This is a genomic window from Mesorhizobium sp. M1A.F.Ca.IN.020.04.1.1, from assembly GCF_003997315.1.
GTDB lineage: Bacteria > Pseudomonadota > Alphaproteobacteria > Rhizobiales > Rhizobiaceae > Mesorhizobium.
On sequence record NZ_RZSN01000035.1, the window covers coordinates 12,188 to 25,245 of the forward strand.

At 63.5% G+C, this 13,058-nt stretch carries 16 protein-coding genes; 9 read left to right on the forward strand and 7 right to left on the reverse strand.

What is annotated here, in order from left to right:
* Window positions 1-4: 4 nt before the first annotated feature.
* Together EOA49_RS10270 and EOA49_RS10275 are read left to right on the forward strand one after the other, a co-directional pair.
* Window positions 5-643, forward strand: a complete 639-nt coding sequence (locus EOA49_RS10270) for a TetR/AcrR family transcriptional regulator (RefSeq protein ID WP_067320941.1) — start codon at window positions 5-7, stop codon at window positions 641-643.
* Window positions 644-811: 168 nt separating this feature from the next.
* Complete coding sequence (locus tag EOA49_RS10275; protein WP_127241954.1) at window positions 812-2,968, forward strand: penicillin-binding protein 1A; 2,157 nt, start codon at window positions 812-814, stop codon at window positions 2,966-2,968.
* A gap of 57 nt (window positions 2,969-3,025) precedes the next feature.
* Here EOA49_RS10275 and EOA49_RS34090 read toward each other — a convergent pair whose 3' ends face one another.
* A complete protein-coding gene (locus tag EOA49_RS34090) occupies window positions 3,026-3,319 on the reverse strand; it encodes a DUF930 domain-containing protein (protein WP_245476961.1) in 294 nt (97 codons plus the stop codon).
* A 161-nt stretch (window positions 3,320-3,480) separates the two neighbouring features.
* A complete protein-coding gene (locus EOA49_RS34095) occupies window positions 3,481-4,302 on the reverse strand; it encodes a hypothetical protein (RefSeq protein WP_348626866.1) in 822 nt (273 codons plus the stop codon).
* Between the two features lie 187 nt (window positions 4,303-4,489).
* Between EOA49_RS34095 and EOA49_RS10285 the strand changes: the two genes are divergently transcribed.
* Both EOA49_RS10285 and EOA49_RS10290 read left to right on the forward strand, forming a co-directional pair.
* The gene (locus EOA49_RS10285) at window positions 4,490-5,074 is read left to right on the forward strand and encodes a DUF1214 domain-containing protein (protein ID WP_127241680.1); all 585 of its coding nucleotides are present in this window, start codon (window positions 4,490-4,492) and stop codon (window positions 5,072-5,074) included.
* Complete coding sequence (locus EOA49_RS10290) at window positions 5,067-5,615, forward strand: DUF1254 domain-containing protein (RefSeq protein WP_127241679.1); 549 nt, start codon at window positions 5,067-5,069, stop codon at window positions 5,613-5,615. Before EOA49_RS10285 ends, EOA49_RS10290 begins: the two co-directional genes overlap by 8 nt.
* Window positions 5,616-5,624: 9 nt before the next feature.
* Here the strand turns inward: EOA49_RS10290 and EOA49_RS10295 are convergent, their stop codons facing one another.
* A complete protein-coding gene (locus tag EOA49_RS10295) occupies window positions 5,625-5,813 on the reverse strand; it encodes a hypothetical protein (protein WP_127241678.1) in 189 nt (62 codons plus the stop codon).
* Window positions 5,814-6,000: 187 nt separating this feature from the next.
* Between EOA49_RS10295 and EOA49_RS10300 the strand changes: the two genes are divergently transcribed.
* Window positions 6,001-6,996, forward strand: coding sequence for a DUF2336 domain-containing protein (locus EOA49_RS10300; RefSeq protein WP_127241677.1), 996 nt, complete (start codon window positions 6,001-6,003; stop codon window positions 6,994-6,996).
* A 63-nt stretch (window positions 6,997-7,059) separates the two neighbouring features.
* Here EOA49_RS10300 and EOA49_RS10305 read toward each other — a convergent pair whose 3' ends face one another.
* Window positions 7,060-7,407 (reverse strand): DUF1491 family protein, encoded by a 348-nt coding sequence (locus tag EOA49_RS10305; protein WP_067320924.1) that lies wholly within the window; start codon window positions 7,405-7,407, stop codon window positions 7,060-7,062.
* Window positions 7,408-7,543: 136 nt separating this feature from the next.
* Here EOA49_RS10305 and EOA49_RS10310 point away from each other — a divergent pair, with 136 nt between their 5' ends.
* Together EOA49_RS10310 and EOA49_RS10315 are read left to right on the forward strand one after the other, a co-directional pair.
* Window positions 7,544-7,819 carry a type II toxin-antitoxin system ParD family antitoxin gene (locus EOA49_RS10310; protein WP_095800166.1) on the forward strand — a complete coding sequence of 92 codons (276 nt, stop codon included), beginning with the start codon at window positions 7,544-7,546 and terminating at the stop codon, window positions 7,817-7,819.
* Window positions 7,812-8,051: a type II toxin-antitoxin system RelE/ParE family toxin gene (locus EOA49_RS10315; RefSeq protein ID WP_348626867.1), complete on the forward strand. Its 240-nt coding sequence runs from the start codon at window positions 7,812-7,814 to the stop codon at window positions 8,049-8,051. Before EOA49_RS10310 ends, EOA49_RS10315 begins: the two co-directional genes overlap by 8 nt.
* Before the next feature lie 75 nt (window positions 8,052-8,126).
* On the opposite strand, the gene EOA49_RS10320 is transcribed toward EOA49_RS10315, so the two are convergent.
* Window positions 8,127-8,909 carry a peptidoglycan-binding protein gene (locus tag EOA49_RS10320; RefSeq protein ID WP_127241676.1) on the reverse strand — a complete coding sequence of 261 codons (783 nt, stop codon included), beginning with the start codon at window positions 8,907-8,909 and terminating at the stop codon, window positions 8,127-8,129.
* Window positions 8,884-10,626, reverse strand: coding sequence for a PAS domain-containing sensor histidine kinase (locus EOA49_RS10325; protein ID WP_127241675.1), 1,743 nt, complete (start codon window positions 10,624-10,626; stop codon window positions 8,884-8,886). Before EOA49_RS10325 ends, EOA49_RS10320 begins: the two co-directional genes overlap by 26 nt.
* Before the next feature lie 532 nt (window positions 10,627-11,158).
* Here EOA49_RS10325 and EOA49_RS10330 point away from each other — a divergent pair.
* Together EOA49_RS10330 and EOA49_RS10335 are read left to right on the forward strand one after the other, a co-directional pair.
* The gene (locus tag EOA49_RS10330; RefSeq protein WP_127243140.1) at window positions 11,159-11,551 is read left to right on the forward strand and encodes a DUF5330 domain-containing protein; all 393 of its coding nucleotides are present in this window, start codon (window positions 11,159-11,161) and stop codon (window positions 11,549-11,551) included.
* Window positions 11,552-11,662: 111 nt separating this feature from the next.
* The gene (locus EOA49_RS10335) at window positions 11,663-12,091 is read left to right on the forward strand and encodes a SufE family protein (RefSeq protein ID WP_127243141.1); all 429 of its coding nucleotides are present in this window, start codon (window positions 11,663-11,665) and stop codon (window positions 12,089-12,091) included.
* 131 nt (window positions 12,092-12,222) lie between these two features.
* Here the strand turns inward: EOA49_RS10335 and EOA49_RS10340 are convergent, their stop codons facing one another.
* Window positions 12,223-12,651, reverse strand: a complete 429-nt coding sequence (locus EOA49_RS10340; RefSeq protein ID WP_067320912.1) for a MucR family transcriptional regulator — start codon at window positions 12,649-12,651, stop codon at window positions 12,223-12,225.
* Between the last annotated feature and the right edge of the window lie 407 nt (window positions 12,652-13,058).

Genomic DNA, 13,058 nt, shown 5'->3' on the forward strand with positions numbered 1-13,058 from the left:
GGCCATGATCATGACCGCCCCGCAGGCCGAACCGGTTCTCGGCAACATCAAGGTCACGCGCTCGGACTGGATCAATCTGGCGCTTGAGACGCTGGTTTCAGACGGTATCGAGAGCGTGCGCGTGCTCACCCTCGGCCAGAAGCTCGGCGTGTCGCGCTCAAGCTTCTACTGGTATTTCGAAAGCCGGCAGGATCTGCTCGACCAGTTGCTCAAGCATTGGCACGACACCAACACCACTGCGATCGTCGAGCGCGCCCGGCGCCCCGCCGAAACCATCATCATGGGCGTGATGAACGTATTCGAATGCTGGGCCGACGAGCGCCTCTTCGACCCGAGGCTCGATTTCGCCGTGCGCGAATGGGCGAGGCGCTCGGCAGACGTGCGGCAGATGATCGACCAGGCCGACGACGAGCGCCTCAGCGCCATCCGCGACATGTACCGCCGGCACGGCTACGACGACGAGGACGCCTTCATCCGAGCGCGTGTGCTCTACTACATGCAGATCGGCTATTACGTGCTCGACCTCAAGGAACCGGTCGAGGCCCGCGTCAGCCATCTCGCCGCCTATCTGCGCTCCTTCACCGGCCAGGAGCCGACCGAAGCGGATGTGGCGCATTTCATGCGCTTCATCGCGGCGCGCTGATGACTACCCGCCGTTCACGGCCGATTGACCTCCATTCAACAAAGCTTGTGCTGTGGCTTCGCTGCCCTTGTGAGCAGTGATAAAATGGTCGAATAGTTTGGCAGGGTGCCACCTGAAACTGCCCGCATGCTGTTTTCGGGCGAAAGCGCATTGGGGCGGAAGTCTGGAATGCCAACTCCTTCGAAACCACGCAAGAGAAGAGGCCGGATCGCCTCGGCGGCTCTTGCCGTCGATGCGTGGCTCGATTCCTCGCTCTACGAGATCAGCTTCAAAGCGCGCGAATTCTGGGAGGCCGCAACCATCTTTTCCCGCCGCTTCCGCCTGCATGGCTGGCGGCGCGCCATCATCGAGGTGCTGAGTGAAGGGTTCACCATGGGAGCCGGCGGCTTCGTGGTGCTGTTGGCGCTGGCCATGCCGGCGTTTGAGATCACCGCCGGCGATTGGCGCAACCAGGGCGATTTCGCCGTCACCTTCCTCGACCGCTACGGCAACGAGATCGGCCAGCGCGGCATCATTCAGCGCGATTCCGTGCCGGTCGACGAGATGCCGGATATCGTCATCAAGGCGGTGCTGGCGACCGAGGACCGCCGCTTCTTCGATCACTACGGCATCGACGTTCTCGGCCTGTCGCGCGCGATCTTCGAGAATGTGCGCGCCAATTCGGTGGTCCAGGGCGGCTCCAGCATCACCCAGCAGCTGGCCAAGAACCTGTTCCTGTCCAACGAGCGCACCTTGGAGCGCAAGATCAAGGAAGCTTTCCTGTCGCTCTGGCTGGAGGCCAATCTCTCCAAGAAGGAGATCCTCCAGCTCTATCTCGACCGCGCCTATATGGGCGGCGGCACGTTCGGCATCGAGGCGGCGGCGGATTTCTATTTCGGCAAGAGCGTCAAGGACCTGAACCTCGCCGAGGCGGCAATGCTGGCCGGCCTGTTCAAGGCGCCCACCAAATACGCCCCGCACATCAACCTGCCGGCCGCCCGTGCGCGCGCCAATGTGGTGCTCTCCAACCTTGTCGACGCCGGCTTCATGACCGAGGGCCAGGTGCTGCAGGCGCGGCTGCATCCGGCAGATGTCGTCGACCGCGGCGAGCAGAAGAGCCCCGACTATTTCCTCGACTGGGCCTTCGACGAGGTCAAGAAGATCGCCAAGCCCGGCCAACACTCGCTGGTCGCCCATACGACCTTCGACGCCAATATCCAGAAAGCGGCCGAAGAGTCGGTCGAATTCCATCTCCGCCAGTTCGGCAAGGAATACAACGTTACCGAGGGCGCGGTGGTGGTGATCGAGACCAACGGCGCGGTGCGCGCCATTGTCGGCGGCCGCGATTATGGCGCCAGCCAGTTCAACCGCGCCACCAAGGCGCTGCGGCAGACCGGGTCGTCGTTCAAGCCTTATGTCTATGCCACCGCGATGGAGCACGGCTTCACGCCGGACTCGGTGGTTTCCGGCGGCGCCGTCAGTTGGGGCAGTTGGTCGCCACACAATTACAATGGCGGCTCGGCCGGCAACGTCACGCTGCTCACGGCTATCGCCAAGTCGATCAACACCGTGCCGGTGCGGCTCGCCAAGGACTATCTCGGTATCGGGCCGATCAAGGCGATGGCCGAATCCATGGGTGTCGAATCGCCGCTGGAATCGCACAAGACCATGGTGCTCGGCACGTCCCTCATGACGGTGATGGACCAGGCGACAGGCTACAGCGTCTTCGCGCAGAACGGCTTCGTCGGTTCCCGGCACGGCATCACGCAGCTCGTCACCCGCACCGGCGACGTCGTCTATGACTGGGCCAAGGACGCGCCGCCGCCGCACCGTGTGCTGTCGGAAAAAGCTCTGAAATACATGAACACCATGCTGGCCGCGGTGCCGGCGATCGGCACGGCGCGGCGCGCGCAGCTTCCCAACATCGTCGTCGCGGGCAAGACCGGCACCACGCAGTCCTACCGAGACGCCTGGTTCGTCGGTTTCACCGGCAACTACACGGCCGCCGTCTGGCTCGGCAATGACGATTTCGCGCCGACCAACAACATGACCGGCGGGTCGCTGCCGGCGATGGTTTGGCAGCGGCTGATGGCCTATGCACACCAGAACATCGATCTGAAGCCGATCCCTGGCCTCGATCATCCCTGGGTCGACCCGGAGGTCGCGGCCAAGGCCGAGGAAGAGGCGAAGAAGGAGGCTGCCGATGCCGCGGCGCAGGCAGAGGCCGAGCGCCCGCCAGTGCTTTCCAGCCGCACCACGCAGACGCTGAGGGCAATGACCAAAGCCTTCCAGGCGGCACCCGCTCTCAACGCACCTACCCTGCCGGAGACGCTGTCCGCGCTTTGAACCTTCGTTCGACGCATGCGCTTGCCCCGAAACCGGTCCCTCTTTCGAGTGAAATGCTTAGCGGAGACTAGGCAATCTGAGTCCGGCCCATTCGCCGGGTGGGATCTCAGCCCCGACACGGAAGTTGAACGACAAGACCCTTGTCGCATCGGTGTCGACCTCGCACCGGAAGCTTAGGCGGTACCATGTGGTTGCGGTGCTGAAGGCGGCCACCGGAGGGTCAAGAACATTGCCCACCTTCAGCGGAATGGATGGCAGCCATTTGGGAGAATAGGAGGCGCCCTGCAACTCCTGGTTCAAAACGCTGCCGCAAAGGTTGGCAACCCGCTGGTCGCGAGGCACCTCGCTCATAGAGCTTGTGGCCAGCGCATCGCCGGTAGCGCCCTGCGAATAGAGCTTTCGAACACCCGGAAGGCCGGAATAGATCGGCGACGCAGCAACGGCGGCGTTGGTAGAACCTGGCGTTCCGGCGCTCTTGCTTCGGGACTTCGAGACCTTTGCGGGCCTGAACTTCAGCGCATTTGCTTGCTTGGGCTTTTGCTTTTCGGCCGGCGCCGGAAGATCGACTTTACCACCCCTCTGGCATCCAACGGCGCCGGCGCCACTCCTGCTTGCTTTTCGGCGGTTGGCGCTCCTGCCTCTTGCTTGGCTGCCTGCTGTTTATCCGTGTCCTGCGCTGCCTTCTCGTCACTTTGGGCGGGCTCGGTGTCCGTCGCGGCGATTACCGGCTTCTCGTCAGCCGTGCTGTGATCTGCCGGCTGATCGGCATCGGCCGGCGCGGCAGTTTGCTTCTGTGCAGGCTTCGCCACGGCGGGCGGCTTCGTATCGTTATCCTTCGCCGGCGACGGCGTGTTGTCCCGGTTGCTGGCTCCACCCAGGGATGTCCTGGGGCCGGTGTCCTTGTTGCCGTACTGGAAAACGGGCTTTAGCACCGCGATCGGCGGTGGCTTCGGCGGCTGCTTTTCCGGCACTGGAGGCTTTTCGACTTTCTGCTCGGGCGGCTTTTCAGCCTTGGGTTCCGGGGGCTTCTCGGCCTTGAGTTGCTTCGGCTGCGGTGCGGGCGGAGGCTTCGGCTTAGGTTGCTCGGGTGGAGGCACAAGCGCGACATTGACCGGCTGCTCCTGATCCGGCTGTTGGGCGCGCTTGGGCAAGGTATAGACCAGAAACGCTGCGATCAGCGCATGCAGCATCAGCGATGCGGGCAAAGCCCACGCCAAATTCCGACGCCGCTCTTCTGTCTCGCCCTTCATCCCGACCGATGTGGAACGAAATGGCGGCGGCTTCAAGCACAGGCATCGGATCGGCGCCTGACAAGTCAGTGATTGGATGGCCACGTGCAGCGCCGCCGAGAATCAGAAGGGGCGCAGTCCGGACTTGTCCGTGACAGGCGTTCGCTGACATGGGAACGTCATGCTGCTTGCAGGCCGGACCACCTGAATATCGCCACGCCCGGGGCAAGCCGGCTTGCCACGAGGCCCCACGCCGCGATATCCCGGGCAACCTCCTCAGTTCCGGCCTTCCATGCTCAAGACCGTCTCCCTCACGCTGCTTTCGCTTGCCATGGCCATCGGCCTTGGCGGCGGCAGCGTCTGGTACGCGCTCAACGCGCAGGACGGCGTCGGCGCGATCCGCATCGGCCAATGGACAGCTTTTCCTGAAATCGGCACGGAAGGCTCCGACCCCTACTCCAAGGCGCGCGTGGCGCGTGAGGGCGTGCTGGCGCTCGGCCGGGCGGAAGGGTTGTCCTTCGTCGCCGAGCGCGATGAAGCTGGCCAACCGCTGAAGCGGGAATGCGCCTATACAATCGAAGGCGGTTACCCGACGGCCCGGTTCTGGACGCTTTATGCCTCCGACCAGTCGCTCGGCGTCATTGACACCGGCAAAGCGAGACAGGCGGTGCTGCAATCCTACGAAGTGCTGCGCCGGCCCGACAATTCGGTCGTCATCTCCGTCGGCGACCGCCCTGCCCCGGGCAACTGGCTGCTGACGGCCGGCTTCGGCAAGATGTATTTCGTGCTGACCTTCTACGACACGCCGATCGCGAGCAGCACTGGGCTTTCCGACGTGGCGCTGCCGCGCATTTTGAAGGCGGGCTGCCATGCGTAGCCTGCTGCACGCCCTGGTCCTCGGCCTGCTCGGCGCCGGCATCGTGCATATCGCGGTGCTGTTTCTGGTGCCGGAATTTTCCGAGCGCGATGCCTGGTCGCGGCTGGCAATGGCCTCCGACCTCTATAAGATGACGCGCCTCGACGCGGAGGCCGGCGGTGCGCCTGTGGTGAAGTCGGTCGACCCCATGTTCTACGCGGCCGCCTGCCGCTTCAATCTCGCCGACGGGCTGGTACGGATCCGGGCGCCGGGCGACGTGCCGTTCTGGTCGGCCTCGGTCTATGACCGCAGCGGCCATAACATCTATTCCTTCAACGACCACAATGCGAACAGCGAAAAGCTCGATGCCGTGGTGCTGACACCGGCGCAGATGATCGACGTGCGGCGCGATCTTCCCGAGGACTTGCAGGGCGCGATCTTTGTCGAGGCGCCGATCGAAGAGGGAATCTTTGTCGTCCGCGCCTTCGTGCCGGACGATAGCTGGAAGCCGATCGTGTCGCGCTTTCTCGAACAGAGTGCCTGCGAGCTGCAGGAATACTGAAGAGTCAGCTCAGTGATGCGGCACCAGTGGCCGTGGCGACCCAGGCTTGTCCGGGCCGTCCGGACGCGCCGCGCCGACCTGCGGCTGTGGCTCATAGCGGACGCCGGGGAAGATGATGACAGCCGCTGCCGTGTCGGTGTCGTGGGTTACTCGATTGACGGATGCCGCTCGCGGCACGAAAGACAAGACCATGCCCATGGTTCGCGTATTCCTCTCGGTTTGACCGGAGCACAACGCAACGCCTCCAAAGTCGATTAAGGCGGGCAGAGGGTTAACGGAGCGCTAACGGATCGCGGCTAATTTGATGTTTGTTCCCTGGAGACGCGAAACCGGCCCGGCCGGAGGCGCGGGGCCGGGTCTGTGTCGAGTATCGGGCGTATCCTCCGTGTCTTCTTCGGATTTCAGGCACATCGCTATCCGGACCGAAGCGGGAAAAGCCGAAAGGCTGTTCCGCGCCGCCGTGTCGGCCTTCTGCTCGCTGACGCGCCCGTCGCGGCGCGAAATCGCCCAACTCGAGGATCTGACGCTGCCGCTGTTCGACGAAGTGTCGGTCGAATCGCGCCGCTATGTCGCCGCCGCCCTTTCCGAATGCGAATATGCGCCGGCCGCGTTGGTGCGGCGGCTGGCCGAGGAGCCGGTCGAGATCGCGGCGCCGCTGCTTACCCGCTCGAACGCGCTGAGCGACATCGACCTCATCGCGCTGATCGGCCGCCATGGCCTGCCGCACGCGCGCGCAATCGCTCGCCGCAAGGAACTCAACGCAACCATCGCCCACCTGATCCGCGCGCTGGAGAAGCCGACGCTGGTCAACACGCGGCCGCCGGAGACGGTCACGAAGATCGCGCCGGTGAAACCGGCCGCTTCCGCAACAGAAGACAACCGCCCGGATCCCGGCGTGCCTGAGGAAAACGCGCGGCGACGCCTGCGCTCGATGATGCGGCCCGCCGGCGAAAGTGCCGCTGTCAACCTGTTCCTCGGACAGCCGACTTATCTGAAGCTGCGCGAGACGGCGCTGACGGGCAACCTTGCTTTCTTCCAGACAGCGCTTGCCGATGCGCTCGACATCGATTTTGCCACAGCCCGCTCGATCACAGAGCAATCGGGCTACGCAGCGCTGCTTGCGGCGCTCAGGGCGCTCGACCTAAGCGAAGACAGGGCCTTCCTGATCGCGGTCGCGGTCCATCCCGGCGAGTTTCCGCATCCCCAGGCAATCCGTCTGTTCCTCGACCGCTATCGGCTGCTGCATCGCGAGGCAGCGCTCGACAAGGTGCGGGCCTGGAAAGCCGAAACGCTGTCTCGGGCGATCCGCGGCAATGCCATCGAGACAGGGCGCCACGCATCGAACAGCGATGACAAGGCCGCCGGCCGCAAAGCGTCCTGAACCAATTCCAGGGAAGGTGCTCAGCGGTTTTCCGTGGCTGGACGCGACGCTGGGCCGCCGCCTCTATTCCGCCTTCACGGAAACAAGCTCCTCGACCGGAACGGAGCCGGCCTCGATCTCGACCACCCAGATGTCGGGATCGAATCTCTTTTCCTTTTCCAGCCTTGCATCGAATGCCGAGCTATCGTCGCCAGAATCGAGCAAGGTGAAGAAGCGCTCGTCGGGCTTGGCCGAATCGTAGCTCGTTTGCGGCGCCGGTCCGTACAGAGCCACTTCGCCGAGCCGGTCGCGCGACAACACGAAGACGGCGCCGGCCTCGGTCGCGCCGCGCTTGACCACGGCAGCAAAACCGCCGGCGGTGAAGACACGGCGCAGAAGGGCCGATACCCACAGATCGGTAGTCACGCGCATGGCAGGGTTCCGGATGGCATGCCGACCTTTTTAGCGAGATTCCCGCGTGTTCGCGAGCGGCCAGGATGTCAAGAACGGAACATCCGCTTCTAACAAATCTTGTTGAAATTTATTAGAGGCGTTAAAAACAATAACCATGAAAACTCAAGCCATGCGTACTCTCACCATATCCCTCACACCGAAGCAGGCCGCGCGTCTGCAGGACGCGGTGGACAGCGGCAGCTATGCTTCGAATAGCGAAATCGTCAGGGAAGCCCTCAGGCTGTGGGAACACCGCGAGGAACTTCGCGCCCTGGAACTGGCACAGCTAAAGCAAGCTTATGAAGAAGGCATGGCGAGCGGTAAGGGCCAAGAGGTTGACCGCGCCGCCTTTCTGCGTGCTCTGAAGGCCGAGCGCGCCGGACGTGGCTAACTATCGACTTACTCCTCGCGCGCAACGGGATCTAAGCGAGATTTGGGAACATATCGCGGCTGACAGCGAAAGAGCTGCTGACAGGCTCGTAGGACGCATTTTCGACAAGCTGGAACTCGCTTGCAGCCATGCCAGTATAGGTGTCGCTCGGCCCGAGTTGAGCGACACAGCCCGTGTTCTGGTGGAGGCCGATATATCGTTATTTACGAACCGACGAGCTACGGCATTCTAGTTGTGGCAATAGTCCACGGGATGCGAAACCCCGAACATTGGCTCGAATGAACCGACGCCCGATGCCGCCGCTCCCTCAGTTTGTCAGGCCGATCTCGCGCATCTTGGCATAGACCACTTCGTCCGGCTCACCGGTTTCGGGCAGGCCGAACAGCGCCTGGAACTCCTTGATCGCAGACTTGGTCCGGGCGCCTACGACGCCGTCGAGCTGCATATCGTCATTGCCGAAGGCCTTCAGGCCAGCCTGGATCTTGACGATGCGGGCGTCGGGCGCCTGCGTTGCGCCGTTGGCCTGGGCGGAGACCGGAATGGCCGCTGGTCCGGCGGCCTGGGCCGTCGCCCTGTCGGCCGGTCTCGGGGCCGGATGCGGAATGGCCGCAGTCGTTTGCCTGGCGCCAAGCTGATCGAGCAGCGCGCCGTCGACATCGCCGGAGGCGGGCAGCCCGACCTTGAGCTGATAGGCCTGGATAGCCTTGCGCGTGGCTGGGCCCGTGAGGCCGTCGACGGTGCCGTCGTAGAAATTGAGGTCCTTCAATATGCCCTGCACCTGCTGGACGACCGGATCGGGCTTGGGAGCGGGCTGCGCCTGCCGCACGATCTTGATGGTGGTCTCCGGCTCATCCGAGACGGCATGCGGGAAATTCTCGATGCTCCTGGTGGCGAAGAAGGCGCCCGTGTGCGGAAAAGGCTGGTACCAGAGCGCGTTGGCCGAAACGTAGAAGAGCGTCACCAGGAAGGCGGTCGAGCCGCCGACCAGAACCGGATTGCGCGAGATCATCTGGCCGACCGCCGCAGCGCTCTCGGCAAGCAAGCCGCGCTCGGGTTCGACCACTTTAGGCCGTCTTGCGGAGCGAGCCATTGCTGTCCCCATTTGCATCCCCCTTCGGCTTTGCAATCGGCACGGGCAGCACGTCGGCCGGCGCGCCCGAGCGCCGCTTCGGTCCGTTCACCGGCAGGCTGATCGTCACCGTCGTGCCTTCGCCCGGGGCGCTCTCGATCGACATCGTGCCCTCATGCAGCGCCACCAGCCCCTTGACCAGCGACAGGCCGAGCCCGGTTCCCTCGAAGCGGCGCGTATAGTCGTTCTGGATCTGCATGAACGGCTTGCCGAGGTTGGCCATATCCTCGTCGGCGATGCCGATGCCGGTGTCACTCACCCAGAAATGCAGCCGCGAGCCGACCCGCTTGGCGCCGATCACCACGCTGCCGCCGTCAGGTGTGAACTTCACGGCGTTCGAAACGAGATTGATCAGGATCTGCTGCACGGCGCGGCGATCGGCATTGATCTCGCCGGCGTCAGGCGCGATCTGCGCGCCGAGCGCGATGCTCTTGGCCTCCGCCAGCGGCCGCATCATCGAGCGGCACATGTCGGCGGCATCGGCGAAGCGGAACGGCTCGAGCTCGGTGGCATAGGCGCCTGCCTCTACGCGCGAGACATCGAGGATCGAGGTGACGACGGACAAAAGATGCTGGCCGGACTCCCTGACCAGGGCGACATATTCCTTCTGGCGCGGATCGCGGAAGGCGCCGAACATCTCGTGCAGCAGCATGTCGGAGAAGCCGATGATGGCATTGAGCGGCGTGCGCAACTCGTGGCTGACCACCGCCAGGAAACGCCCCTTGGCCACTTCGGCGGCAGCCGCAGCCTCCCTCGCCGTGGCAAGCTCTTCGCGGAGCGCAGCGACCTCGTCGTTCTCACGAAGGACGAAGGTCAAGATGTCCTGCTCCCGCGCGCCGCGCAGCAATTCAAGGCGGAACGGGCGGAAATTGTCGGCCGAGCAGCCACCGTCGCGCGGCAAGCGGATGCGCAGGTCGAGCCGGCGCTTCGGCGCGCCGTCGCGCATGTCCGCGAGCGCGGTGAGATAGGCGACGCGATCGGAAAGATGGACGCGCTCGAACAAGCCGGTACCGAGCAGGAGCTCCGGCGCAAGCTTCAGAATGGAACGCGCCTTGGCCGAAGCGTCGAGCACCTCGCCCTGGCGGCCGACGCGCAGCACGACGGCATCGATCGTCTCTTCGAGACGGTCCACCGCAGGCTCCGCCTGACGCGCATCGGCGGGATTGGCGAAGGCCGCCGCGCGCGGCAGGAGCGTAAGCGCCCAGGCAAGCGGCAGCAGCCAGTGCCAACCGGCGATCGCAGCCTCGCCGAGCGGCAGGAACTGGTTTGCGAAAGGCTGCAGCAGGATGGCGCCGAATGCCGCCAGCGCGCCCGAAATTGCTGCGCGGCGCGACCCGGCGATCCAGCAAGACTCGACCGGCAAAGCCACTGCAAGCAGCGCGACCGGCGACACCAGACCACCCGCCGCGGCAATTGCGCCGGCAAGCGCGAGGCCACCCGTCGCCACCGAGGCACGGCCGGCGAGCGTCATGCGGCCGGTAGCGGCAACCAGAAGCGCTGCGAACCAGCACAGACCGAAAGCGCCGAAGATCGCAGCCACTGTAACGGCGGCGCCCAGACTTGAGGTGACCAGCGTCACCGCCGCACCCGCGGCGAGGAAGGGAGTGGCGAGCATGACGCCGATGAAGCGGCGCTGGCGCTGGCGCTCAGCCTCGTCCGTGACGGTCGGATGAACCATGCGTTCGCAGCCGGCGGCAACCGCGCCAGGCAGAGGAACGTATCTGGCCGTAATCGAACTCAACGCACTCGGACCCGGTCGTGAATTGCCCTGCTTCTGCAGGTGACTCTTAATTGGATTGAAAGTCGCATCCAGCGTTTAAGGAATGGATAAGGCAGGGAAGGCGAGCGCCCTGCCCGCGGCAAATATCGGGACGCCGGCACCCCAAAGCCCGTCGATCTGCCGCCATGGTAAATGGAGCGTTAGCCACAACGCGGCTCGCCTGGCTTCCTGAAAACCCAGTGCCGATGCTCGCCCTTTCCAGAATTTTTCTTTTGAAACAGCCGCATAGATGGCTATTTCAAAGTTAATACAGTGGATCAGATTTGAGTTAGATCAATAGCGAAAACCAATCCTTTCCAATTCATCTAAAATTTGAAGAAAATTCGCGGCTTCGGCGCAAGCCACGCTTCGCGCCTTCGTGCCATTGTCATGTCCCATAAAAAGAGGTCATGCCGATGGATGCATGATCCGATCACGACGAGGCATCGAGATGGGCTTTCTGATCAGGATGGCTTTCTGGTTTTCGCTGGTGCTCTTGGCGCTGCCGCTCAGCGTCGGCCCCGACGAGGATGGCCGCGAGGCAGTCGGGCCGATCCAGGCGCTGTTTGCGGCGCGCGAGGCGGTCGGCGACATTGCCGGCATCTGCGAGCGCAAGCCGGATGTTTGCGAGACCGGCAAATCGGCCATGCACACCATCACCGTGCGCGCCAAGGAGACAGCCAAGATCGCCGCCGCCATGCTTGATGACCAGCAGTCGGAAAAGACGACCGCGCCCGCTGCCAAGGCAGCGCAGACGTCTGGCGAGACCACCGGCAGCGTCGCCGAGGACATCGTGCTGCCCGCCAAGGTCAACATTCCGGCGATGCTGACGGCGAAGAACTGAGATTGCTTTTTCTGGAAATGCTCTAACGCCGCGGGCCCGCCCGACCTCTCGACGCCCGCGGCGTCTTTCTTTTTCCGTGACGTGGCGGCGCCGGGTCACTATATGCGGGCAATGACGACCTCGATCGAAACGATCCGCGACGATTTCTCCCTGCTCGACGAGTGGGAGGACCGCTACCGCTATGTGATCGAGCTGGGCGAGGCGCTGCCTCCGTTTCCCGAGGCGGAACGCACACCGGCCAACAAGGTGCCGGGCTGCGTCAGCCAGGTGTGGCTGACCACCGAGCAGGGAGAAGGCGTCGATCCGGTGGTCAGCTTTCGCGGCGATTCCGACGCCCACATCGTGCGCGGCCTTGTCGCCATCATGCTGGCGCTGTTCTCGGGCCGGCCGGCCAGTGAAATCCAGAACACCGATGCGGGAGTGACGCTGAAAGAGCTCGGCCTCGACGAGCATCTGTCGCCGCAGCGCGCCAACGGCCTTCGCTCGATGGTCAAGCGCATCAAGCGCGACGCCGAAGCCGCCTTGAAGCAAACCGCCTGACTCTGCCCCAAGCCCGGCAACAAGCCGCACTGCGGCGGGTTCACCCGTTCGCAGCAAGACATCCCTGAAATACCTCAAAAGCAAAACGGCGCCCCGCGGGCGCCGTCGCTTTTGCCGACTTGCGGAAGCTGCTACCGGCGACCCTTGGGCTTGCGGCCGAGGCCCATCTTCTTGGCCAACTGCGAACGGGCGGCTGCGTAGTTGGGAGCAACCATCGGATAGTTGGCGTCCAGGCCCCACTTCTCGCGGTATTCTTCCGGGGTGAGATTGTAATGTGTCATAAGGTGGCGCTTCAGCGACTTGAACTTCTTGCCGTCTTCGAGACAGACGATGTAGTCGTCATGGACGGAGCGCTTCGGGTTGACGGCCGGCTTCTGCTTCTCGGCCGAAGGCTGCTCCGTCGTGCCGCCGACGCGGCCGAGCGCGGCATGAACGTCGGCAATTAGGTTCGGCAGTTCGCCGACCGGCACCGGGTTGTTGCTGACATAGGCCGCGACGACATCGGCAGTCAGCTCGATTAGCGCGTCCCCATTCCTTGAAGGTGTTTCGACGATATCCATTGTGCTCAGGCCCCAACGAGAGTTTGTTTTCTAGACTGCGCCCTTTTTCTGGATCGGGCATCGCGCGAAATTCATGCAGGCAAGCCCTGCGATTCGCGTCGCGTCATCTTAATGACCCTGTGCTGCAAGTAAGTCAATTCACCTACTGAATTATATTCGGCGATATTCATCAAATATTGCCGATTCAGCTTCAAAAATTCGTGTGCCGTGTAACTTAGCGAGATTTTTCTGGCCGGACCAGTGCAGCCTGACGTGGCGCCAAGCACGCTTTTACACCTCTGGTCGCGTCAAAACAGGTTCTTTATGCTTGGCTAAACTAATGTTTGGCCGCCCGGTGAGCGAAGAATCCTATGGATCATGGCGCGGACATTCATCCTCGCGTCGAACAGCCAAGTCGCCTCGACGAA

Coding starts and splice junctions, on each gene's coding strand:
- EOA49_RS10275 (WP_127241954.1), top strand. CDS start 812: ATGCCAACTCCTTCGAAACCACGCAAGAGAAGAGGCCGGATCGCCTCG.
- EOA49_RS10335 (WP_127243141.1), top strand. CDS start 11,663: ATGACGACCTCGATCGAAACGATCCGCGACGATTTCTCCCTGCTCGAC.
- EOA49_RS10325 (WP_127241675.1), bottom strand. CDS start 10,626: ATGGTTCATCCGACCGTCACGGACGAGGCTGAGCGCCAGCGCCAGCGC.
- EOA49_RS10320 (WP_127241676.1), bottom strand. CDS start 8,909: ATGGCTCGCTCCGCAAGACGGCCTAAAGTGGTCGAACCCGAGCGCGGC.
- EOA49_RS10290 (WP_127241679.1), top strand. CDS start 5,067: ATGCGTAGCCTGCTGCACGCCCTGGTCCTCGGCCTGCTCGGCGCCGGC.
- EOA49_RS10305 (WP_067320924.1), bottom strand. CDS start 7,407: ATGCGCGTGACTACCGATCTGTGGGTATCGGCCCTTCTGCGCCGTGTC.
- EOA49_RS10310 (WP_095800166.1), top strand. CDS start 7,544: ATGAAAACTCAAGCCATGCGTACTCTCACCATATCCCTCACACCGAAG.
- EOA49_RS10285 (WP_127241680.1), top strand. CDS start 4,490: ATGCTCAAGACCGTCTCCCTCACGCTGCTTTCGCTTGCCATGGCCATC.
- EOA49_RS10340 (WP_067320912.1), bottom strand. CDS start 12,651: ATGGATATCGTCGAAACACCTTCAAGGAATGGGGACGCGCTAATCGAG.
- EOA49_RS10295 (WP_127241678.1), bottom strand. CDS start 5,813: ATGGGCATGGTCTTGTCTTTCGTGCCGCGAGCGGCATCCGTCAATCGA.
- EOA49_RS34090 (WP_245476961.1), bottom strand. CDS start 3,319: ATGAGCGAGGTGCCTCGCGACCAGCGGGTTGCCAACCTTTGCGGCAGC.
- EOA49_RS10270 (WP_067320941.1), top strand. CDS start 5: ATGATCATGACCGCCCCGCAGGCCGAACCGGTTCTCGGCAACATCAAG.
- EOA49_RS10330 (WP_127243140.1), top strand. CDS start 11,159: ATGGGCTTTCTGATCAGGATGGCTTTCTGGTTTTCGCTGGTGCTCTTG.